This is a genomic window from Rahnella sikkimica (assembly GCF_002951615.1).
Taxonomy (GTDB): domain Bacteria; phylum Pseudomonadota; class Gammaproteobacteria; order Enterobacterales; family Enterobacteriaceae; genus Rahnella; species Rahnella sikkimica.
The window spans coordinates 177,201-199,962 of record NZ_CP019064.1 but is presented as its reverse complement, the minus strand read 5'-3'; the positions used below and the strand labels follow the sequence as shown (position 1 = coordinate 199,962).

The window sequence follows — 22,762 nt, the reverse complement described above, 5'->3', positions numbered from 1 at the left end:
TATTCAGGCGCACAAAACCGAGTATGGTCGCACCACATGGAGTGATCACATTATAAAAACAGGTATCAGGCGTTCTGCAGTTCCCGCTTAGACGAATCCGGAAAATAATTTAACGCACGACCAAGTAAAGATAAGACCTCCGTTCCCTGCCGGTTAAAATCTGGGGTGAAAATGACAGTCTGATATTTTTATCAGACAGGATGCCGCTCTCTTTGAATTTCAGTATTTCAGGATCGGAGTCCAGAAAGAAAAAAACCTGAGCAAATCCTACAGGTTCCGCTCTCCCGGGTAAGGTAACATCTGAACCATTCAGTTTATTAAGAAGCGCGTCAATCATATCGAAACCCCATGCATCACGGATAATATCCGTAATGAAACTTCCCGCAATGCGTGGATTAACTTCAATAATATGAATGTTGTCGGATTCAATGATGCAGTCAATATGAACTGGTCCCCAACAGAGATTCATTGTGGCAACTACACGCTCACAAAGTGCAGCAATATTCCTGATGCCCCTTACGCTGAGGTAAGTTTCAGAGGTGTAACCCCGCTCAATAAATAAATTACCGGCGGTTTTATTCTTAGTCATGACACCTACAAACTGACCATCGAATATTTCAACGCAGTATTCGGGTCCGTTTATAAAGCTCTCTATCATTATATTTCCATAGGGTATAATTTCAGGCAGAGATTTATACATTTTCTTAAGGGATTGCATGTGGTCTAAAACTTCAGCCGGGGTGTGACACTTTCTTATTCCATGACTCGCTGATCCTTCAACCGGCTTTACTACAACGGGAAAGGTAAAACTTTCAAACCGGGATTGATATAACTCATCGTCAAGGTTGTACTGGCATGATGAACCCAGCCTGCAGCCCAGGCTGTTCAGAATTATGTCCTGATACTTTTTTGAGACACAATGAGAGACAGCGTCAGCATCCGGTCCCGGAATGCCCAGGCGATATGAAACGTGTGCCGCCACGGAAGCATACATATCATGTGCTGTTGTAACCCGGATATACTCGCTGTCTTTACGGATGACATTCTGAATATAGCCCGCGACGTTATCTGCCGTTACAGGCAGAGTAACGACATTCACTTCTTCTTCAAAAACATGGGTCAGGTCATCATGTTCAGCAGTGATCACCGTTACGTGCAGCCCCCTGGCCAGCGCCTGAGCCACAAGATTCAGACTGGTCCCCGTATTTCTGGCACCGATAATGACAAGATGCATAAGTCCCTCCCTTCCCCGGATAGCTCATCGCCCGTATGCAGGAATGAGCATGGACAGGTGCCACCGGCTGTTTGCAGTGGGTAAGGCCGCCTGTGCGGCCTTTTCAGATTTCTTATGTGGGCTCGGCTGAGGCCTGAGGAACCATAAAGTATTCATTTTCAATTGCCCTGATCGTTTTCCAGTCCCTGTTCAACTGTTCAAAATTTTCATGAAACAACCCGACCATGCCAATAGCCGTCTGCAGGCCCGTAGTGACCTGAAGCTGCCCGCCCGGTTTCACCCACCGCTTTACGCTTACAAATGAAGGTAGGCTTTCAATTCTGTCCCAGGGGAAATTCTGTAACTGACGGCCTGAAACCGGAGAAACCAGCAGTACATGTCCGCAATAGCCGCTGAATCCGGGTGCTTTACCGATGCTGTCAATAAAGTGCGCATTATTGACAAACGCGTTGACGGTAGCGGACACATGATTTTCCCCCGTCACCGCCGTCGTCAGTAAGGGATCGAGGCTTCCATGCAGACGGGAATTCAGCTCAATGATTACCGGCCCGTCGCCGGTTAGCATCACTTCCATATGGGAAGGTCCGAATTTAAGGCCCACTGCATCCAGTACTTTTTTTGCGTAATCAATCAGCGCCGAGAATCTGTGCTGGGTATGGTCAACCACCATCATTTTTTCAAGGCGCGGTGATTCACGGCGATCCCGATCCACTTCCCATACGCTGACAACCTTGTGGTGGCCATCAAAAGAGACGATATCAACAATGTACTCCTGTCCTTGCGTGCACGACTGAACAAGAATTTCATTCTGAACTTCATCATAATAAGATTTTGAATTGAGAATATTTTCCGCTGCTCCCCTGACCTGTGAAAGGGTATGGCATACTTTTACTCCACTTACGCCGGCACCCCGGGTGGGCTTCACCACAACCGGCAGGGTAAGATGAGCTCGCGTCCATTCAACAATTTCGTCTGACTGTTCTGACTGATACTGCTTCGGCGTGAGAAGCCCGCTACGGCTCAGAATTTCTATCTGCTCAAATTTATGACGGCGTGCCTTTGCCAGATCGATGGAATTTTTGTATGGGACATCAAGCGCTTCGGCAAGCTCGGCCGCCAGCTCGATACCGCTGCCCCCCCCGGTAATACCACGTCAATCGGCAGATCCTTCAGGCTCTCTGCCAGCGCGCGGATGTCACCCTGGTATACAAGACTGCGTATATAGTCAGTATGATTGATCTGTGCCCTGAGGCGTTCCGGCAGTGCCTCACTGCTCAGGACGTGAACACACTGAACCCCATAGGAACGAAAGGCCGGCGCCAGATACGCGCTGGTTGATGCACCATCCACAATAACCACAGTACTTATTAATTTCATTTAGTTAATCTCCGGCTTAAAATTCTGCATCAGATTTCTGACGTAAACGAACGCCCTGCGCCTGCGGTTACTCAGGTGCTGCGGACCGTAGCTGATGTGCATAAGGTGGTTTCTGAGCTCCCCCTGTTCAGTAAATGACCAGGGTAATGGGTCGCTTTCCAGAAAAAAATTAACGCAGGCGTAAGCATCAGGCAGAAAGCTCGCAGGAACCGTGACTTCTTTTCCCTGGAGCTTATCAACAAGGTTCTCAACCATATCAAAGCCATAGGCATCCCGGACAATATCGCAGATAAAGCTGCCTGCAATTCTGGGATTTAATTCAATAATACTGGCGAAACCATTATGAACGATGCAGTCTATATGAACCGGTCCCCAGCTAAGCCCTGCAGCTTCAACTGCCCGTGCACCTGTCCCAATAAGGTTAAGAAGGGTCTGTTCATCAATATCCAGTTCTGACGTATAGCCTCGCTCGAGAAATTCAGTACCGTACCGTTTGGATTTGCGCATAGCCCCGACGTAATGGCCATCGAAATACTCAACGCAGTATTCTGTCCCGGGTAAATATTCTTCCAGCAGAACAGTATCGCTGGGGACCAGGTCCGGCCGCTGCTCTTTCTGATTAACCAGATAGTCGAGATGGCTGATTACCTCAGAATGCTGACTGCAGAGCTTCACGCCATTACTTGCTGTTCCTTCCGAGGGCTTTACAACTGCCGGCAGCTGCAGTTTGAGGAGTGCATCCTCTCTGGCCTTATGATCTGAAAGTCGGAATTCCGAATATCCGGAAGTCGGGATGTTGTTATCAGTGAATATTTTTTTTTGCTGTAATTTTGATACCGCACGGGTAACGGCGAAGGCATCGGGTCCCGGCAGACCAAGTGCTGAATTTACCTGGGCTGCAACGCACGCGTAAACATCATTTATCGTGGTAATTCTCAGGGCATTTTCCGGCCTGAAGTGTTTTTTTTTAATCCACTCGGAAATGATGCTGACATCTGCAGGCAAATATTTTATTTCCACTTCCGGAGGGAAAACCCCCTCTAATCTGTCTTCAGGATTGCTGATAATTGTAACAGCCAGTCCTCTTTTCAGTGCCGTTCTGACCAGTGCCAGGCTTGTGCCTGTTTTCCGGGTACCTATAATTACAAGCCTCATCATGCTCCCCGTCCCTAACAATATATTTATTTAAAGAAATAACGCGGCCAGGATGACTCCGACCACCCGGAGTACCACTGAGATATCAAAGGCAAGCCTTGCGCCAGCGGTCATGCTCTCAGCGGCACCAACTATCAGTGCGCCCAGCAGCGCGACGCCCAGGGCGCTGCCAACCTGCCGGGATACATTAAAAATGGCTGATGCAGTCGCAGAACGCGTTGACGGCACGTTGCCGAGAATGGCTGATGTGAGAGCCGGGGTGCTTATTCCGGACCCGATCGCCAGGAAAATCATGCTCACCATGACAACGTAATACGGCGTATCCCTGTCCAGGCCATGTAGCAGCAGGAAGCTCAGTACGCATAAAATCCCGCCGCCAGCAACCGTGATCCGGGGCGTGAAATATCCGGTAAGACGGCTGCTTGCCACGTTGGCAATCATGATCACCGTAAAAGGCAGCAGGGCCAGCCCCGTCTGCGTGGGGGAGTACCCTTTTACGCTCTGGAAGAAAATGCTCAGAATAAATATCAGAGCATAAAAGGTCAGATTGGAAAGGAGTCCCAGAAGAACGGCAATGGTCAGCACGGAGTTACGGAACAGCGATAACGGGATCATCGGCTCTGCAGCTCGCGCTTCCCGGGCCACGAACAGCAGTGCTGCAGCCAGTGCCAGAGCCAGTCCAGCCCATATTTCTGGTGATAACCATCCCTCTGCTCCTGCCTCAATAACTGAATACGTGAGCAGGAACAGAAACAGTATGGCCAGGACCTGACCGGGCATATCAAAGCTTTTGCTCTGCTCTGTCGGCGTTTCCGCCACAAACCGATAAGTTGCCCACAGGCTGAGCAGGCACACGGGAAAGTTGACGAGGAAGATGGCGCGCCATCCGAAGGCTGTCGTAAGAAGACCACCGGCGACCGGCCCCATAGCACTTACCGCTCCCCCGATGGCACTCCACCATCCGATTGCGTGGCTTCTCACTACCGGATCTCCCGCGCAGGCATGGGACAGCAGCGCCAGTGACGTCGGGAGGATCAGCGCCGCACCCGCACCCTGAATGCATCGGGCCGCGATCAGGACATCTACGGAATGCGTAAGCGCACACGTCAGGGAAGCCAGGCAGAAAAGCAAAAGCCCGCTGTTAAAAACCCGGCGGCTGCCAAAGCGGTCTCCGGCCGCTCCCGCCGTAAGCAACAGAGCGGCAAAGGAAAGTGTATAAGCGTCAACCACCCACTGAAGTCCTGAAACCCCTGTCTTAAGGCTGCTGCCTATTTCCGGAAGCGCAACATTCACGATAGTCACGTCCAGCTGGACCACAATAAAGCCAAAGCTGGTTGCGAGCAGGGTTCCCGTCACGGTTTTGCCCTGGCCTCCCGTAATGGCTGGTCGATGAGATGTCCGGCTGGCTGGGTTCATAACGTTCCTTTCTGGAGTGGCAGTTGACAGTAAGCCAGCTGACTCTGGTGTGCCTGTTCCGCCTTTGGCGTACTGAGGCAAACCGGGCTGGTCAAAGCCACCGGACAGCAGGCTGCCGGTGGCGGTAAGGCTTCAGGCCGCCGACGGCGTTTTCTCACGCCCCGGCTTTTCAGGTGCTGCGGTTTTCACGTTGGGATCAAACACGCGATCTTTAACGGGTACGAACGACCTGAAGTTCCAGAGGTTGCGGGCTACAAAAATGCGCTGTACCCAGCGGAGCGCGCGATCGTTTTCATCAAAAGCGGGCTTAAAGCTGTCACGGGAATGCAGGGTAAAACTGTTATTAATGAGGATCAGCCTGCCGGGGCTGATTTGAACGCCAAATGAAACTTCGCGTACTGCCTGATAAAGATTTTCCAGAGCCTGTTTTGCACGCGAATTTACGGCCAGTACCATATCCGGGTAGAAGGCTACGGTCACACGTGGGGCAGAGATAGGGCCTGACAGAATCGGACTCAGGTCAGTATTATCACGTGGTTCAGCAGACGCGCCGCGCCAGCGGTAAGGCACGCGGATAATGAAATTTTTGCCGTACAGATGCTTGATATCCTCTTCTGAAAGTTTTTCCAGCGCCCGGCGGCAGTCGGAAATGCGGGTCTGCGGCCCGCCAAGAGGTTCCCCCCTGACGCCCAGTAATATGAGTGCAAGCGGTGACGTATCGCCTTCCGGCATATATGCCTGTGCAGCATTTTCAATATGAAAATCGAGCTCAACTTCAGACCCGAGACCGGTAAATTCTTTGGCTGCCTCTTTATGTGGCGTAAGATTATTTACCAGCTCATGACCTTCATGAGCAATGGAATAGGGTTCACCGGTAAGCACACCCATCGTCACCAAAATATTTTCAGTTAATACGCCATTTTTGAATGCGCTACCTGATTCATTATGACGAGGACTGCCGGTAACTGAATTATCTACCGGCAGGTTATCAATCTGCAATGAACCGAGCGCGCTCGCTGAAAAACCTTTAACCTTATTGATTGCCGTGATCACCCTTTCCGGGAAAACCGTATAGGCAACCTTACGTATTTTATTTAAATAAAAATCTGATCCTGACGGGTCATAGTCAATTTTTTCGAGAACTGATCGGATATATTCTGATTCTTCCGTGCTGAGAACAATATTCTGGTCAACATTCGGCTTCATTTATAAATCCTCATCCAGTGTGATACAGGGGGTTCTTTACAAAACTATATAAAACCTACTCCCTGAAATTATCTGAGTCAAACCTGTTTGATGAATTATTAGTGACAATTATGCATAAGCAATGAAAGATAGGATCAATAGAGTTTTCGCGTATAGATTGTATTTTTACTGCTGACTGATATGCAATGATTTAATTTTTATTGATGGCATGAGAATACCCTGGAGCAACGAGTCCAGTATTTACATATGAAGGTTAATAATTACATCACTGTAATTATTTCAGGTGAAGGTGCGAGTATAACCAGTGTGCTTTCATCAAAGGTTCTTTTATAGAACTTTCCTTTTTAGTTCCAGCCGCAGATAAAGTTCGACCTGAAGAATACAGAACAGTCAGGATCCTGTTCCTTTTTTTTCTCCGGACGGTCATTCCTGCCATCAGCATCACTTTATCCCGAGGACTTATCGTTGCTGACAGGGAATGCGAGAACCGAATTGATAAAAAACTCATTCGACCTTCGCAGATTTTCAATTTTTGGTTTTACTTTTCCATACAGCCTCATTCCCTCCAGCATCATAAAAAGGCCTTCAGCCATAATTCCGGCATCATAATCATTCCGGAATACGCCTTTCCTCTGGCCCTTTTTCAGAATGCGCGTCAGCCGGGAAATCAGTCCTGAAAACATATATTCAATCAGTTCCCGGACATCCTCATCGGCAGGAAGCAGCTCACTGGCCGCCGCAATAGAAAAACATCCCCGTGCTCCATCAGGGCCGGCGGTGACTTGTGCAAAAAAATCGAGCGTCTGGGCCAGTGCTGTTTCGGGTTCAAGCTCGGTTTCACGCTGGGTTAGGCGACTCAGACCGCCATCCATGTACTGACGAAGCGCGGCAAGGAAAATGGCGTGTTTGTCGGGATAAAGTTTATAGATGCTTGCGCTGGCCAGCCCCGATTTTTCTCTAAGATCGGCAAGAGATGTCGCCCTGTAGCCCTTCTCCCAGAACAGCGCCTGAGCAACGTTCAGAAAGTCAGTAGGGTCAAATTCTCTTGGTCTGCCAGGATTTCTTTTCATGGGTCACTAACCTTTATTGTGGATTGTTTAATCTACAATCAGATTAATGCTTTCGTAAAGCGTTTTTTAACTAAAATCTTACTTTCGGTGATGATGAGGCAAAGAGGATAGGGTACGGTGGAATGCAGCATTGTGGTCCGGGCTAGCATGATTCTGTCTTCTGAGCGATATTGCACCTCGGATACTCAGACTGAACGAATTTTACACGCCATGTAGCTTTTTATCTTATCGGCATTAGTTTTTCCTACATTCCATAATTCAGCATAAGTTTTTTTCCACGTCAGATACCCCATTTTGTCTGCTTATTCACTGTATGATGCTCACATCTCCTTCTCCTGCTTTAGAAGATCCGAAAAAGGCTATTTCCGGCAGCGTCAGCAGCCACGCATTTTGGTCTTCATCAAACGACATTTCATCGGTCATGACGGTTCCTTAATTGTGGGGAAAATCCCGGCCGCCGTTACAGTTTATCTCCGGCTTCAGCTTTCACGATTGCATCCACCGCTTCTCTCACGGAAAACGACAATTTCTGCTTCGGAGAAAAATGCACCCAGTAGCACAGGTGTGATGCCCAGGTCTGGCCGCTTTGACGGGGTTCATAATCCACGCCGAATCCGTAAATAACCCTGCCGTTCAACGCAAACTTTGTCGCCTCGCAATAACGAAGATAAAGATCCTGGAGTTCCTCAAAAAACTCCCCGTCTTTGAGCGGGCCGGTTTCTTTCACCGCCTCACGCAGATCCATGTAATAACTCACCGCCCCTTTTTTGGAAGCAAACTCCCTTCCTCCGATTTTCACCTTCACGGAACCTCCCATCCTGAACTCCTTCGTGGTTTGCTAACGAATAGTTCCGCCTCGCAATTATCATTTCGATAACTAACGTGACAGTCACTAAAATAAATTCATCAACTGAAATTATCGCTAACACGATAATAAGCAGCAATATAACTACGCACTGCAATTACCGTTTCGCCTTTTCTCGATGATCCGATTTACGGGCTTATTCACACTTTCCGGAAGTGTACCACGGTGCAGTAATAAGCAAAGCCGCCCTTTTCGGGGTCGATATCCCCGTCACAGTGCAAGCCCAAAAACACAACATGTACGGGAGTTAGTATCGCCAGAGATACCTGATGATGTGTTTTTAGCGAGAACGACTGCTGGACGGAAAGGCCAGATCCGCTTCTGCCAGAAAGCGGATCTCCACGTGAAAAGAGAGAGGCCAAAGTCGTCACCTTACCCTATGCGCCTGCACAAGACGGATATATGAATAATTAACGTCAATATGCATCATTAACATTAATTCGCATCACTAGTATTAATTTGAGTTATTAATGTTAATTATTAATGGAAGTGAGTATTGTTAACATGGGTGATATTTCTGCATCTATAAGATGGAATGTGTAGCATTTGATGATGTTGTGATAATTTACTCATTTTTAATACTAAATATGCCTTGTGAGGTGATATGACTGCAAAAGAGAGAAATCGCGTACTGACCATCAGAAATGTATCGGCTGAGGTCGATGACGCGATCGCGTCTCAGGCGCGTGCGCATGGTCGTTCAAAGAGCGAATTTGTGCAGGAGCTACTGACCGCCACGTTTGGCGATCTTATTGGCAATTTTTGCCGTGCCAACGGCTGGGTTGCCTTGTCTGATCAAGAAGTCGCAAAAATGATCGACGCAAAGCTCAGCGACTACTGGTTTGAGGCGGCGCAAACGCTCGCCGAAAACAGGGCGTACTGCCGCATCCTCTCCTTACGCACAGAGGATGAGCTGAATGAGATCCTCAAAGCCGCCATACCCTTGCTGGCGATCCGCGCGAAACATATGTCCGACGTGACCGTGTTACCGCACGGGGTATCGATGACGTTTGCGCTCTTTATCGAGGCGGCCAAGCGTGAGTCAGCCACGCTGCTGGCGTTCCACCGCGATCTCTTTTATCGAATCACGAAAGAACAGTTTTTCGACCAGGTTGATGAGATCCGTGAAGCGTTGCGCCTGCCGAAGGTGGAAAGGCCTTGCTGATAGCGTCCTCATGATAAAGGCCACCCCAACGGATGGCCTTATGGCATAACATCTGGCCTGCCTGAACGCACGCAATGGCCGTGCTTCAAGTCAGGACACGCACTTAATCTCAGTCCACGTCTTCCGAAACCAATATGCAGTCACCATAGCAGTGCGCCTTATCAAAATCCTGGAGGCCCAGATAGGTACTGAAACTCAGGTTTGTATTGGCTTTGCCTTCTTCCCGGCTCTCTAAGCCGCACGCCAGTGACAAGGCCAGCAGCGTTTCATTCCAGTAAGACCGCTTCACACCGTGCATTGATATGGGAGAAACCGACCGGACCCGCGACAACCTCTGTGGCCTTAAAATACAGGCGTTGTACACGTCATGACTATCGAAATCATCGACCAACAGTATTCGATAAATTTGCGTCTGAGAAAGCTGTCTTATCTTCGTTCAGGCAAATTCGCTATATCCTACAATGAGGTAAGTATCCCTTTTTTCCACGCGACTGGGGATATCCCAGACGATTTTCACATTCGCCAGCATGGGAATATATTCCATCATCCGGTTTGCATAATCATTGTTTTGCACCACGGCATACACAGTTCCTCCCTGAGGATTAATAATGCAGTCATCGATACAGTAGGTCATTAGTGCTGCATTATCTTTCTGATATTTTAGCAATTGAATATCACTGCGTTGATTGTAATTTCCTAATTCGCAGGCGGTGGATGCCGGTAATATTAGGGAGATCGCATTGCGGCTATAAACAGGTAAAGCCGCCAGCGCACCGAAGCTGGAGAATGCCCGACCACCACGTCGGCGCCCCATTCAACGAGTTCAATCGCTGCCTTTTCACCGCCTTCAGGCGATTTCTCATCGTTGACGATTTTAAGGGAATGCTGTTTAAACTCTGGGAAATTCTTGAGGCTATAATTAATAGCCTCAATAAAGGTTCGTGTGTGGCTATTGGCATCTTTCCCTAATGCAATCGCCAGTCCGATCTTTTTCATCGCGTTGTCACATTCACTCGTTGGCTATATGCCATCGCTTTATCTTCGCTTTCCTGGCGGCTATCTCCCATGACGCCCAAGAACCCAATAATGTCATTCCCTAGCGGAGGTCGCTTAATGACGCTGGCAATAGGTGAAATAATTTTCAGCATGAATGTGTCCGGATCGCTGCGAACCTCATTAGGAACCAATCTTTCCGGGGGCAGAAATCAGACACAGTGCGAAGGTATGCTTACCCGTTGGCGTATAGTGTGTGCAGAAGCGGGTTTATTACCGATGGCGACGTCAATTACGGCTTTGATAGGGCAATAGTTTGCTGAAATGCGGGCCATAAAATCAAGTCCGCCGCAGCCAGGTCGAGCGGCGATTTCAACGATGTACGGCAGCCCCTGATGAAAGCGGATCTCCGCATGCATCACGCTTCGCGTGAGTCCCTGAGCAACAGCTACTGCATGCACGGCGGCGTGGACGCGCTGTAAGTCCCGCCCACTAAGGTCGGTCGGTGCGTGATGAACGTCATCGTCAAAGGAATTTCCTTCTAGCGTGACTCTTTCAACGATAGAGCCGAGGATGGTTACGCCGTCCCAGGAGTAAGCCTCAATCAGGTATTCGCGACCATCTAGGTAGGACTCGACTGGGAAGACCAGAATAGACACTTCCTTATATTCCAACGACTCAAAGGGAGGCAGGGTCGCCGTTGGGTTGCGCAGCAAGTCGAAGTTGTTGGGTTGACCACAACTGTCACACAGCCCGCCTCGTGATTGTGCCGGGCATGAAGGACATTCCCCTGTTACAAACGATTCCACCATGAACTCATTACGATGTGACGAGTAAGGGAGCTTCACTTTTTTCAGCTTGAACTTACCTTGCTCATAAAGCGGCGTTAAAAATTCGTACACCATTTTTTTATAGCCGTCGTCAAAGGGGGCATAACCGTCAAGATTTACCTCCCAGGCTTCCAGACTATGTTCAATATCTTGAGCGGCCTTGCAGCATAATTCTTCCGGGGTCACGCCCAATTTAAATCCGCTGGTCACGACATACGTTTGACTGTCATCAGTACCGGTGGCGTAATTCACCTCGACGCCCGTTGACCGCAGATAACGGGAATATATATCTTCGGCCAAATAAGGGCCTGCCATATGCCCGACGTGTAAATCGCCATTAGGTGTTGGAGGTGGAGCAATAATCAATGTTTTAGACATTATTATTCTCTCCTGCGTTTAACAGATGACGTTGAGTAAATCGAGCAGACATATCGGCATCCCACCAAATACCGTACATTTCAAACGGTTCATCAGTTTCGTTTATCACACAATGCTCAGAAAAAGGTGAGAATTGAACTGTATCTCCTTCGTTAAAAGGCGTTTTTATGCCTTCACACACAATGAATGCCTGCCCTGAGTATTCGTTAGCGAACGTGGAGCACTTACTGGCTCGAAAGCAAAGCGGCAATCATCAAATCACATGATTCTGGCACAATATTCGTAACCAATAAGCGCATACCCTGAATCACTTAAAAGTGTAACTCTCAGGGTTCGAATGACTATATCTGGCACTTGGCGCTTTAATACGGGCGGGTCAGCTATGAGCGAAAAGCAGACCGCCTGTTTTTCTTCGCTCAGCAAGTCTGTTGCTGTAAACGGAATTCGTCAGCAATGGTATTCATCACAGCTCTTACCCTTGCCGTATGAGCCAGATCCTGATGCATAACCAGCCAGACTTCATAAGGTTTATTGCGCGAACGGTCTGGCCAAAGTCGTATGAGTTCCGGATATTTCTGCGGTAGATAAGCAGGAAGTTCTGCCAGTGCCTGGCCGGCGCGGATAAAGGTTGTCAGCATCAAGCTGGAGTCCAGTTCCGCTACAATACGGCCCTTGTCACGTCGCTCACCGACCAGTCGCTCATCCTGATGCTGAGTCACGCCCGCCCGGTAAAGTGCAATGCGATGCCCAGCAAAACCAGTATTGGATTCTGGTTCACCAAATACGTCCAGATATTTTTGTGTGGCAAAGAGTCCCACATCCCAGGCACTCAGTTTTCTGACGATGAGATCCGGTTGCTCCGGACGCTGGGTTCGGACTGCGATATCTGCTTCGCGTCGCCCCAGATTAAGCAGTCGTATCGTGGTGGTGAGAGTAACGCGTATGGCCGGATATCTTGCTTGTATATGTTCGATGGCAGGGATCACGAAATCCACTGCCAGCGCATCGGTTGTGGTGACGTGAACCTCGCCTTCCATCCTTTCGTCACTTCCTTCACTTCGGCGCTCGAAGCTGACGGCCAACTGCTCAATTTCTTCAGCCGTGGAAAGTATTTCCCGGCCTGCGGACGTCAGAACCCAGCCACCAGTGGTGCGTAAAAATAATTTGCTGCCGAGCTGCTGTTCGAGCGCAGTAAGGCGGCGTCCGACAGTAGTTTGATCGATGCCGAGCAGGTCAGCGGCTCCTCGTAGCGTACCAGCACGGTAAACGGCCAAAAAAATTCTTACATCATCCCAGTTCATCTCTCTCCACTGCAATTTTGCATGATGGTCGTGCGAATTAATGCATTTTAGCATGAAAGAGACTGAAGTTAACATGTGCCCGTCAATTCTTCAGGTGCCGCCTGACAACTCATCTTCGGAAATTTCATGCCAAGACTCACTTTTATTTTCACCGTCGCGATGCTCAGTGCTTTTGGGCTAATTGCATCCGACATCTATCTTCCCGCCATGCCGGATATGGCAATGGAGTTTTCTATTGCCTCATCTCAGATGTCGCAGACCATATCGGTTTACTTGCTGGCGCTCGCTATATGCCAGCTTTTCTGCGGGCCTTTATCGGACATATTTGGACGTAAACCGGTCATTATTGCCGGAATTATTCTCTATATTGCAGGGTCGCTTGGGTGCGCGGGCACAGCCAGTTATCGGTTGTTCCTTACATGGCGCATCGTGGAAGCGTTGGGGGCGGCGAGCGGTCTGGTGATTGGCCGGGCTCTGATTGCAGACACCTGCGACAAACCAACTTCCGCTAAAGTTTACTCGCTGGTTTACCCTCTGGTCTCGCTTTCACCCGCCCTGGCTCCACTTATCGGTGGTTATCTTGCTGTCGCATTCGGATGGCGAGCGGACTTTCTTTTTGTGGCTTTGTTCGGATTGCTAACACTTGTTATGGTTATCAAGATGGAAGAGACACGGCCGCAGCATTCGCATGCTGTGATTTCGCCTTTTTCTGGCTTTAAACAGATACTGACAAACCGTATTTTCTGGCGTTATACGCTTATCGTCTGCTGCATTTACAGTGCATGGTTTATCTACCTGACCCAGTCTCCCTTTTTGTTCGCGCAGGAGGGGATAGCTGAAGAGGAGAGAGGCTGGCTCTATCTTCCGCTGACGGGTGGCATAATCAGCGCCAATCTTCTGACAAAACGACTACTTAACCGCTGGAAGTATGACCATATCGTTAATACTGGTATCGGCTGTTTTGTACTGGGAGGCGTGGCTTACGCAACGTTGATTCTGTCAGGTATTGAAAGTACATACGGCATCCTTCTTCCGATGTGCCTGGTGAGCTTAGCTAATGGCTCCAGCCTTTCTCTGGCCGTTTCAGCTGCAGTAAATTGTGGCAATGGGCATGCTGCGACCGCTTCCGGCCTGGTAGGATGTTTACAGATTGGTAGTGCCGCTGTGTTCGCCGCAGGGGCTAGCGCAAATTTTGGGGTAAGTTATGCCGTTCTGGGCATGTCAGTTCTGGCTCTGGCATTAACAGCCTTGTTAGTGTGTCAACTCAGGCCAGCAAAATGAAATATCCACCACGGACTGTGGCGCTGAAGCTAAATGTAGTCTTATCCACAAAAACGGGGGATAAGTCTGTGGGCAATTGGGTAGTCTGGGGTAAACCCCAATCCGTGAAAAGAAAAGACCTTCGGGCGACGTCGGGGTGAAATGCGATGCCCCGCGGCGGCGTTCGGTTTACGCACGAAGGAGGGGGTCGGAAGCAAAAACCTGAAAACTGTACGTGTTTCATGACTGGCAGTGATGAAATAAAGATGTTCTTGACGCTAGCGTCAGTCATAACATCTATTATTCATCCAGGCTAACTGTTCGCGCGAACAGGCAATGTATTTGTTTACTCCTGAACAAGTAGGCGGGGAAGTATTGTGTTTATAAAATTTTTGTTGAGCGAAGTACTTTATTAAAAGTACATAGTCATGCAGGGCATAAATAGAAAATGCGTATTCGGGAGCAACTCGACAAAGGAGAGTAAATGATCTCCTCCCAATATCGGAGCCAGGATAAATCAGAGGTCCGGGCCTGTTTGCAGGCTTCGGACAAATTCTGCCGGAGTCTGGTTATTTAATGAGGAATGTGGCCGATACTGGTTATATTCCTGCCGCCAGTGCTCGATCTTCTTCTGAGTATATTCCCGTGACAGGAATCAGTGCACGTTCAGACATTCATCACGTAGGCTGCCGTTGTCCGTCTGTAGCCTGTATGGGTATAAAACTGGAGCCCCGGATCCTGACCATATTTGGGGTTCACCTGCCCTGCGTAGCGGCCGATACTGCCCGTTCTGAAATTCTGGCCATCCGATGACGATGTTGTTCCGTCTCCCCAGAATGCCGCTAACGGTTGTTTCCCCTGTGTATTCACCTGTTCCGCCAGGGCGGCTGAATAGGTTTCGTCACGGATATACCATGCCTGAATATCTTCGAGCGATGATTTGGTGCTTCTGGGGCAGGCTTCTGCCATTTTGGTTAGACCAAGATTGATCCCTTCCGCAAGGATCGTGAGCAGGTATTTTGGATAGTTGACAAATGAAACTATTCTTGCAAGAGTAGTTTCATGTAAAATTGCAGGAATAGTCTCATGTCAAGTATAAGACTCTACATTCTCGGCGTTTTTGCCAACCATGGTGAGATGCACGGACACCAACTCCGCCAACTCGCGGACAAGGAGTACGTATCCTTTTGGGCCGACATCTCCGTCGGAGCCCTCTACGGCGCGCTCAAGCGCATGGCGAACGAGGGACTCATCGAGGAGGTGCGCATCGAACGGGCGGGCGGCTACCCCGAACGCCAAATCTGGCGAATTACTGCTGAGGGCCGCGTCGCCCTCGCCCGACTGCATGAAAAGGTGCTGGGTGAGGTCGTCTTCCGCCCAGACCCGTTTGACCTAGCGATTTCGCAACTGAACAGCGAACAGCTCAACGAGTTTCCGGCCGTGCTGGAACTACGCTTGGAAAAACTGCGCGCCATGCTGGCCCACGAGCGTACAAAGACCGAGCAGTTTGCGCATAACCTGGCCATGAATGAGAAGTTTATCGTGCATCACCGCGATGTCCGACTCAAAGCCGAGATTGCCTGGCATGAGATGTTGCTGGAGAGTCTGGCCAAACCCCTGACCAATGAAAAAAACGCGTAGAGGAGGCTCGTCCGTGAAAACCAATCCTGAGTCTTTTTCACCAGCTTTACGCCGATCAGTAGGTGTAGTGATGATCGGCGCATCGTTGTCATTTCTGGACACCACGATCATCAACGTCGCGGTGCGTACCCTCTCGGTCGACCTGCACGCTGGACTGGGGGCTGTGCAGTGGGTGATGACCGCGTACCTGCTGGCGCTCGCGGCTGTCATCCCCCTGACGGGCTGGACAGCCCGTCGATATGGCGCCGCACGGCTATACGTGGCCGCGCTCACAGTATTCACCGTGGGCTCGGTAATGTGCGCATGCTCGCACAGCGTGGAGATGCTGGTCGTCTCCCGAGCAATTCAAGGGATCGGTGGTGGGGCGATCATGCCTGTTGGTACGATGATCTGGACCGCACAGTCCTCAAAGGCGCAGATGGGCCGAGTGATGGGCTTGATCGCCATTCCGATCATCCTTGCTCCAACACTCGGCCCCACCATCGGAGGCCTGCTGATTCAATACATCAACTGGCAGGCAATCTTCTGGCTGAACATTCCGTTCGGCGTCCTTGGAATCGGACTCGCTCTGCGTCTGCTGCCACAGGATAAAGAAGGAAGCAACGCGGGACGCCTCGATGTGGCTGGCCTGATTCTGTCGTCCACCGGGGTCATGGGCATCACTTACGGCCTGGCGGCGGCGGGACAGACCGCGACAGCCTTGGTGTCGCTAGTGATCGGGGTGGTTGCCCTGGCCGGCTTCGTCGCGCACGCATTGCAGGCAAAGCAGCCGCTGCTCGATCTAAAGATATACAACAACCGTTTGTTCACCGCGGCGGCGGTGGCAACGTTCGCGCTCGGCGCTGCGAATTACGGCGGGATGATCCTCATGCCGCTGTACCTACAGACCGTCCGGGGCGAAGGCGTGATCGTTGCCGGGCTGCTAGTTGCACCTACCGGGCTTGGCGCACTGCTCGCTTCGCCGTTCATCGACCGCTACAAAGCTGGCATCACCGCCTTTGCGGGCACAGTCATCCTGGCGATCTCGACGATTCCATTCGTTTTCCTGACCGCCACCACCCCCTACACATTGTTGTGCCTTCTTATGGTTGTCCGGGGTATCGGCTTCGGTCTGTCGATCATCCCGGCGATGACTGCAGCCTACCTGGCCATCGCGCCGAAAAAGATCGCCGACGCAACGCCGCAACTCAATATTCTTCAACGGGTTGGCGGCGCAATCGGCACGACGGTTCTCACCGTCATTCTTGATGATCGGTTACGCCACTACGCCATGCCCGCAGTACAGGCAGATGGCTTCGGGAACACTTTCTTATGGGTGCTCGTGATAACGATATCTGCCGCGATCCCGACCCTTGTACTCGCCTACACAGAACGTCAAGCCCGCCGCCGTACCGACGCGTCGAAATCCAAGGCAGCTTCAGATCGTGGCCATTGACATCTATTCACGCAACTTATTACGCCCGCGGCAAGCTACTCCCACATCGCAAAAGCGTTGGCGGGTGCAACCGTGTTCTGGTTCGGCTCGCTGCCCGCGCTCCGGAAAGCAGCTTGACTGGCAACTTCCATGTTGCGTAGTTCGACTTCAACCCCGCAGAGTTCCACTTAGCAAACCCGGGAAACTGTCTGAACAGCCGGGGCCACGTCTGTCCGTGGCTGCGCTGCACCTGCGAGAACACGTATGGCCTGCGGCGCTAGTACCTGCCCAAGGGCACGGACCTGAGCGTCTACAGCCAAGAACAGCTCGATGCCATCGCCGACAGCCTCAACACCAGGCCTCATGCCACACACGGCATCCAATCGCCGCTGGTCGTCTTCGCCCGATGCTCGCGCTGCGGGCTCGACAGTTGTCGCCCCATGTTCGAATACGTTCGGCCTGGGACATCTGGCGCTATCCGATGGCAGACTGGCACGTCTAGCCACTGAATGACCCGAAGTAACAGGGTATTCTGGAGGCTCTTCTAAAGGAGTTCTCATGACACCCAGCGTCCTCATTACTGGTACATCCAGCGGCCTCGGCCGCGCCGCTGCACTGCATTTCCAGGCACAGGGCTGGAACGTCGTCGCGACGATGCGCGCTCCGGAGCGCGAAGCAGAACTGACTCAGCGCGACCGCATGCTCGTGACGCGGCTCGACGTCCAGGACGTTGACTCGATCCACGCAGCCGTCAGTGCCGGCCTAGCCCGTTTCGGACGAATCGACGCACTCATTAACAATGCGGGATATGGCGCGTACGGACCGTTGGAGGCAACGCCATTCGAGACGATTCGTCGCCAGTTCGACGTCAACGTGCTGGGCCTTATGGCGACTACGCAGGCCCTGCTGCCGCACTTCCGTGCCAATCGCAGTGGCATCATCGTCAACGTATCGTCGATGGGCGGGCGGATGGCGTTCCCACTTGGCACGCTGTACCACGGAACCAAGTTTGCGGTCGAGGGTTTGTCCGAGTCGCTACACTACGAACTGGCGCCACTCGGAATCCGAGTGAAGGTTGTCGAGCCTGGTGGCATGAAGACTGACTTCGGTGGTCGTTCCCTAGACTTCAGCAACGACGTCACGATGGAAGAGTATCAGTTGCTCATCGCATCTGTACTTGGCAAACTAGGACCGATGATGGAAAAAGGTTCTCTACCTGAAGATGTCGCATCGATCATCTACGCGGCAGCGACCGACGGTACCGACCAACTGCGCTACGAGGCAGGTGCGGATGCTGTGCAGATCCTCGCGCATCGGCGCGCAACTGATGACGCAACCTTCTTCGCCGGCATGGCAGCCCTCTTCGCGCCTGAGGCATGAGTACGTTGGCGCGGAACGATAGACGTATTCACCACGTTGACGAACCATGTCGTTAATGGGTACCGCCGGCTACGCACTCGACTCCACTTGGCGCACGCTTCTTAAAGACCTGGACATCTCCCCGGCCAACGTACTGCGCCGGGCGGGCCTACCGGACGACCTACTTCATCAGCCGTCCGTCCGACTCGCATCCGCAGACTACTATCGCCTCTGGTACGGCATTGAGGCGGAGCTCGACGACTCCCCGTTGCCGTTGCCGTTGCCGCTGCGGCTGTGTTACGCCATTCGTAGCGAGTCTTTCTCACCGGCGCTCTTCGCTTCGCTGTGCAGCCCAAACCTGCTGGTAGCTGCGCAACGCATCGCGCGTTACAAGACATTAATCGGCCCGATGCGTCTCGAAGTGACGCAAGCCGATGGACGCGTCTCGATAGAGTTCAGCTGGCTCGACGACGCCTTGCTACCGCCGCTATCGCTTGTTGTGATGGAGCTGCTGTTCTGCGTAACGCTCGCACGCATGGGAACACGGGAGGAAATCCGGCCATTAGGCGTTACAACACACGTGCTGCCGTCACACCGCGCGCTATACGAATCGTTTCTAGGCGCCCGCATTGAACGCGGGACGACGCACCGCGTGACGTTTTCCACCGCTGATGCCACGCGTCCGTTCCTCACATCAAACGAGGCGATGTGGAACGCCTTTGAACCGGAATTTCGGGAGAGGCTAGCCAGTCTCGATACCACCGCGACGACAACGCAGCGCGTGCGCGCCGCACTACTCGAGGAGCTGCCTAGTGGACTTGTGACGATAGACGCTATCGCGCGCAAACTGGCGGTGAGCAAACGGACGCTGCAGCGTCGAGTCCACGCTGAAGGTGGTAACTTCCAACAGATCCTGAATGAAACCCGCGAGAAGCTGGCACGGCATTATTTGAAGAAAACCACAATGCCGGCGGCAGAGATCTCATTCTTGCTTGGGTTCGACGAGGCGAACTCGTTCTATCGCGCATTCAAGACTTGGACAGGAGCGACGCCCGACCAAGTTCGCCGTGGATAGGTCGGCAGCCTTTTTAATCAGTCGGGTCAGGGATTCAACCAATGTGCTCGATGGATTGCTGTACAACGAAAGCGACCTGGAAATCAGGGAGCATTACACGGGGTTTGAAGACCAATGGAACGAAAACGTACGTTAAGGAGATAATTCATTGTTTAAATTGAAATTCAATGCTCTCAAATCTCCGTTTAAAGTATCATCGGATAGCGTGAACGTATAATGCCCCAGCATATTGATATGCCCGTGCATCAGTGGGGATAAACGGGCGATATCCTCATCCCTGGTTTCTTCTCCATTACTGCGCATCCAGCTCAGTGCTTCCTGCATATAAAGCGTGTTCCACATTACCACTGCGTTAGTGACCAGCCCCAGTGCCCCAAGTTGCTCTTCCTGCCCCTCACGGTAGCGTTTTCTGATCTCACCGCGCTGCCCGTACAAATTGCACGCGCCACTGCATGGCGACTCTCTCCCCGATTGAGTTGCATCAGGAACCGACGACGATAATCTTCATCATCAATATAATTAAGAAGATACAGCGTCTTGTTTACACGCTCGACCTCCATGATAGCCTGAGCTAACCCTGACGGCCGTGAGCTTTTAAGTAGCGAACGAATGAGTTCTGAAGCATGAATGGTACCCAGCTTCAGCGAACCCGCAGTTCGCATCATCTCATCCCACTTATTTTCTGCCTTCGACAGATCTGCACACCCACGGGCCAATTCATCAAGTGCTCCGTAATTTGCCGATTTATCCACTCGCCAGAATACGGCTTCACCGGCATCAGCCAGACGGGGGGAAAACTGATACCCAAGTAGCCAGAACAGGCCAAATATATAGTCGCTGGTACCGGCTGTGTCTGTCATGATCTCAACCGGATTCAGCCCTGTCTGCTGTTCAAGAAGGCCTCCCAGCACAAAAATGGAGTCCCGTAATGTGCCGGGGACAACGATGCCGTGGAATCCAGAGTACTGATCAGAGACGAAGTTGTACCAGGTGATGCCACGCCCAGAGCCAAAATATTTTCTGTTCGGCCCGGAATTGACCGTTTTCACTGACGTGACAAAGCGCATGCCGTCAGCTGAAGCCAACTCGCCGCCACCCCAACGGCTAGCAAGCTCCAGTGTGGACTGAAAATCAACCAAGCGGGTATTGGCGCTGACCAGCGTTTCTGCCCGGAGGTAATTCTGTTTCACCCAACTGAGCCGGTGGCGCGTCAGTACCGGTACATTGTGCTTTATCAGCGGTTCCAATCCGATATTGCAGGCTTCACCATCAGTACCGCGCTCAGGCTGATGTACGGGGTCTGCAGCCCACTGGAACGAAAACGTGCGTTAAGCTCGTAACTTTCTGAATTGTAAGCTTTAAGCACACATCAGACGTCAGGATAAAGCTAAAATACCGAAAGGTTAAGATTGCATTCTGATTTCCCTGACACTTCTAACAGAATATCTGGGAAGCTAATTTGAGAGGATTGTGCAAAATGCATGCTTAGCGTATATTTTCGCACGGTTGGACCTCAGATCCCTTATCTTACGGACACCGTATCGGCCAACGTAAACCCCCTGTTCACGCAGCTCAATACACATGCGCCGACTGCCATACGTCGCATCCATTTCAGCATGGGCATACTTAGCCGCCGCATGAAGCATCAGTACATTTGCTCTGAAGGCTGGCCGCCTGCTCCGGGCGTAAAATACACTGCGCGTGAGCGACAGACATCAACATACTTGCTGGATGTTTGCCCCGGCCTTCTTCAGTTTCACCGCGACTTTTTGTCGTTGTTCAATTGAATCTACAGAAGCTTTTTTTAACAGGTCATTGTCGCTTTGCAACTGACGTACCTGCTTTTCAAGTTCCTGTAATCGTCGTTGTTCAGATGTAATCGCGATGGGAGTATCTCCCCTGAATTCTCCGCTATATTGGCGTAACCAGCATTGTAATGTTGAAAGGCCTATATTCATCGTTTCAACAACCTGAGTTACTGGATACTTATGCTGCAGAACCAAATTGACACATTCCTGCTAGAACTCATGGGTAAACGTTTTTCTTCGCATTCTCACCTCGTTAGCGTTGCTCATTATATCTCTAACAAAGTGTCCGGTTTGATTAGACCATTTCAACCCTTGTGCCTGCTGTTTTAGTTCCCTGCTACAGATTCGCGTACGAAGTCTTCATAGGTACGTAGCGGATGTCCCATGATGGATTGTAACTTCGCGGTCGTTCCTTCTGAGGAGTGCATGCCGAATGTCTGGATGCCCGCCATCATCAGGCGCATGTCGTATGCCAGCCAGCCCGGAGAGTATGAAGTGAGCTGTCCTTCAAAAGCGGCGACATCATCACCCCCGTAAGTGATCTCATGCCCCAGAACGGAACTCCAGATTTTCGCAACGGATGTTCCGGTAAGCGGCTGCGGCCCAGTCAGTTCCAGTATTATCCTTTCAAGTGCAGACGTTGCTTTGTCACGTCGCAGCAGCTCAGCCACGGCGACGTCCGCGATATCCCGAGCATCAATCATTGAGATGCCTGCCGATCCAATCGGCATTGGATATACTGAATAACTCTGAATGGTCTGCTGAACCATAAGATCGTTTTGCATGAAGTAAGCCGGACGCAGAATGGTTGCAGGAATATCATGGCTTTCTATCATTCGTTCAACCGTATACTTGCCGGTGAAATGCGGCACGTTAGTGAACTTGTCAGAATGAATGACTGACAAATACACGATACGTTCGATGCCCGCCTCGCGAGCCAGATTGAGAGTGGTCAGGGCCTGTGTAACCTCGTCGGGCGTGACAGCATTGATCAAAAATAGCGTGCGTATTGATGACAGTGCCGCGCGCATTGAAGCAATATCGGTCAGGTCTGCAACGACCTCCGTGACCCCTGCGGGGAATTTACGGTTACCTGCCCTGCGTACAAGGGCTTTAGCTTCGGCGCCGGCGTTGGCCAGGCCCTGAATGATGAGTGAACCAATAGTGCCCGTGGCACCGGTAACGAGAATGCTCATATTTTGACTCCTGTAGATA

Annotated in this window: 20 protein-coding genes and 4 pseudogenes; 7 read left to right on the top strand and 17 right to left on the bottom strand. The window is 51.1% G+C overall.

Annotated features, from left to right (window positions below):
- Positions 1-109: 109 nt before the first annotated feature.
- From BV494_RS24885 to BV494_RS24855, 7 genes are all read right to left on the bottom strand, one after another.
- The gene (locus tag BV494_RS24885; RefSeq protein ID WP_104925459.1) at positions 110-1,234 is read right to left on the bottom strand and encodes an ATP-grasp domain-containing protein; all 1,125 of its coding nucleotides are present in this window, start codon (positions 1,232-1,234) and stop codon (positions 110-112) included.
- A 112-nt stretch (positions 1,235-1,346) separates the two neighbouring features.
- Positions 1,347-2,258 (bottom strand): ATP-grasp domain-containing protein, encoded by a 912-nt coding sequence (locus BV494_RS24880; RefSeq protein ID WP_255414978.1) that lies wholly within the window; start codon positions 2,256-2,258, stop codon positions 1,347-1,349.
- Positions 2,259-2,611: 353 nt separating this feature from the next.
- Entirely contained in the window at positions 2,612-3,769 is a 1,158-nt protein-coding gene (locus BV494_RS24875; RefSeq protein ID WP_104925458.1) for an ATP-grasp domain-containing protein, read from the bottom strand.
- Between the two features lie 27 nt (positions 3,770-3,796).
- On the bottom strand, positions 3,797-5,182 hold the full coding sequence (locus tag BV494_RS24870; protein ID WP_104925457.1) for an MFS transporter: 1,386 nt from the start codon (positions 5,180-5,182) through the stop codon (positions 3,797-3,799).
- Positions 5,183-5,314: 132 nt separating this feature from the next.
- A complete protein-coding gene (locus BV494_RS24865) occupies positions 5,315-6,388 on the bottom strand; it encodes a TauD/TfdA family dioxygenase (protein WP_104925456.1) in 1,074 nt (357 codons plus the stop codon).
- Positions 6,389-6,834: 446 nt separating this feature from the next.
- The gene (locus BV494_RS24860) at positions 6,835-7,458 is read right to left on the bottom strand and encodes a TetR/AcrR family transcriptional regulator (protein WP_104925455.1); all 624 of its coding nucleotides are present in this window, start codon (positions 7,456-7,458) and stop codon (positions 6,835-6,837) included.
- Positions 7,459-7,918: 460 nt separating this feature from the next.
- A complete protein-coding gene (locus BV494_RS24855) occupies positions 7,919-8,275 on the bottom strand; it encodes a hypothetical protein (protein ID WP_104925454.1) in 357 nt (118 codons plus the stop codon).
- A 652-nt stretch (positions 8,276-8,927) separates the two neighbouring features.
- On the opposite strand from BV494_RS24855, the gene BV494_RS24850 reads away from it, so the two are divergent.
- Positions 8,928-9,488: a FitA-like ribbon-helix-helix domain-containing protein gene (locus BV494_RS24850; protein ID WP_104925453.1), complete on the top strand. Its 561-nt coding sequence runs from the start codon at positions 8,928-8,930 to the stop codon at positions 9,486-9,488.
- A gap of 436 nt (positions 9,489-9,924) precedes the next feature.
- Here BV494_RS24850 and BV494_RS26000 read toward each other — a convergent pair whose 3' ends face one another.
- The 4 genes from BV494_RS26000 to BV494_RS24825 all read right to left on the bottom strand — a co-directional run bounded on the left by BV494_RS26000 (position 9,925) and on the right by BV494_RS24825 (position 12,990).
- Positions 9,925-10,302 carry a hypothetical protein gene (locus tag BV494_RS26000; RefSeq protein ID WP_192938230.1) on the bottom strand — a complete coding sequence of 126 codons (378 nt, stop codon included), beginning with the start codon at positions 10,300-10,302 and terminating at the stop codon, positions 9,925-9,927.
- Positions 10,215-10,484, bottom strand: a complete 270-nt coding sequence (locus BV494_RS24835) for a hypothetical protein (protein WP_104925450.1) — start codon at positions 10,482-10,484, stop codon at positions 10,215-10,217. Before BV494_RS24835 ends, BV494_RS26000 begins: the two co-directional genes overlap by 88 nt.
- Positions 10,485-10,693: 209 nt before the next feature.
- On the bottom strand, positions 10,694-11,689 hold the full coding sequence (locus BV494_RS26245; RefSeq protein ID WP_226790146.1) for a class I tRNA ligase family protein: 996 nt from the start codon (positions 11,687-11,689) through the stop codon (positions 10,694-10,696).
- 416 nt (positions 11,690-12,105) lie between these two features.
- Positions 12,106-12,990 carry a LysR family transcriptional regulator gene (locus BV494_RS24825; protein ID WP_104925484.1) on the bottom strand — a complete coding sequence of 295 codons (885 nt, stop codon included), beginning with the start codon at positions 12,988-12,990 and terminating at the stop codon, positions 12,106-12,108.
- 126 nt (positions 12,991-13,116) lie between these two features.
- Here BV494_RS24825 and BV494_RS24820 point away from each other — a divergent pair, with 126 nt between their 5' ends.
- Entirely contained in the window at positions 13,117-14,271 is a 1,155-nt protein-coding gene (locus tag BV494_RS24820) for a multidrug effflux MFS transporter (RefSeq protein ID WP_104925449.1), read from the top strand.
- 496 nt (positions 14,272-14,767) lie between these two features.
- Here BV494_RS24820 and BV494_RS24815 read toward each other — a convergent pair.
- Together BV494_RS24815 and BV494_RS24810 are read right to left on the bottom strand one after the other, a co-directional pair.
- Positions 14,768-14,956, bottom strand: a pseudogene (locus tag BV494_RS24815) (integrase core domain-containing protein); the annotation flags it as partial.
- A 5-nt stretch (positions 14,957-14,961) separates the two neighbouring features.
- Positions 14,962-15,264, bottom strand: a pseudogene (locus BV494_RS24810) (Tn3 family transposase); the annotation flags it as partial.
- A gap of 72 nt (positions 15,265-15,336) precedes the next feature.
- On the opposite strand from BV494_RS24810, the gene BV494_RS24805 reads away from it, so the two are divergent.
- The 5 genes and pseudogenes from BV494_RS24805 (at position 15,337) to BV494_RS24785 (ending at position 19,739) form a co-directional block, all read left to right on the top strand.
- The gene (locus tag BV494_RS24805) at positions 15,337-15,891 is read left to right on the top strand and encodes a PadR family transcriptional regulator (RefSeq protein WP_104925448.1); all 555 of its coding nucleotides are present in this window, start codon (positions 15,337-15,339) and stop codon (positions 15,889-15,891) included.
- A gap of 13 nt (positions 15,892-15,904) precedes the next feature.
- A complete protein-coding gene (locus BV494_RS24800; RefSeq protein ID WP_226790145.1) occupies positions 15,905-17,326 on the top strand; it encodes an MDR family MFS transporter in 1,422 nt (473 codons plus the stop codon).
- A gap of 212 nt (positions 17,327-17,538) precedes the next feature.
- Positions 17,539-17,814: pseudogene (locus BV494_RS26240) on the top strand (hypothetical protein); the annotation flags it as partial.
- A 49-nt stretch (positions 17,815-17,863) separates the two neighbouring features.
- Positions 17,864-18,685: an SDR family oxidoreductase gene (locus tag BV494_RS24790; RefSeq protein WP_104925446.1), complete on the top strand. Its 822-nt coding sequence runs from the start codon at positions 17,864-17,866 to the stop codon at positions 18,683-18,685.
- A gap of 46 nt (positions 18,686-18,731) precedes the next feature.
- Positions 18,732-19,739, top strand: coding sequence for an AraC family transcriptional regulator (locus BV494_RS24785; protein ID WP_369694506.1), 1,008 nt, complete (start codon positions 18,732-18,734; stop codon positions 19,737-19,739).
- Between the two features lie 132 nt (positions 19,740-19,871).
- On the opposite strand, the pseudogene BV494_RS24780 reads toward BV494_RS24785, so the two are convergent.
- The 4 genes and pseudogenes from BV494_RS24780 to BV494_RS24770 form a co-directional block, all read right to left on the bottom strand.
- A pseudogene (locus BV494_RS24780) lies at positions 19,872-21,042 on the bottom strand (Tn3 family transposase); the annotation flags it as partial.
- Positions 21,043-21,193: 151 nt separating this feature from the next.
- The gene (locus BV494_RS26395) at positions 21,194-21,385 is read right to left on the bottom strand and encodes an IS3 family transposase (protein WP_369694505.1); all 192 of its coding nucleotides are present in this window, start codon (positions 21,383-21,385) and stop codon (positions 21,194-21,196) included.
- 69 nt (positions 21,386-21,454) lie between these two features.
- Positions 21,455-21,697: a hypothetical protein gene (locus BV494_RS24775; RefSeq protein ID WP_192938229.1), complete on the bottom strand. Its 243-nt coding sequence runs from the start codon at positions 21,695-21,697 to the stop codon at positions 21,455-21,457.
- Between the two features lie 176 nt (positions 21,698-21,873).
- Complete coding sequence (locus BV494_RS24770; RefSeq protein WP_104925444.1) at positions 21,874-22,743, bottom strand: NmrA/HSCARG family protein; 870 nt, start codon at positions 22,741-22,743, stop codon at positions 21,874-21,876.
- Positions 22,744-22,762: the final 19 nt, after the last annotated feature.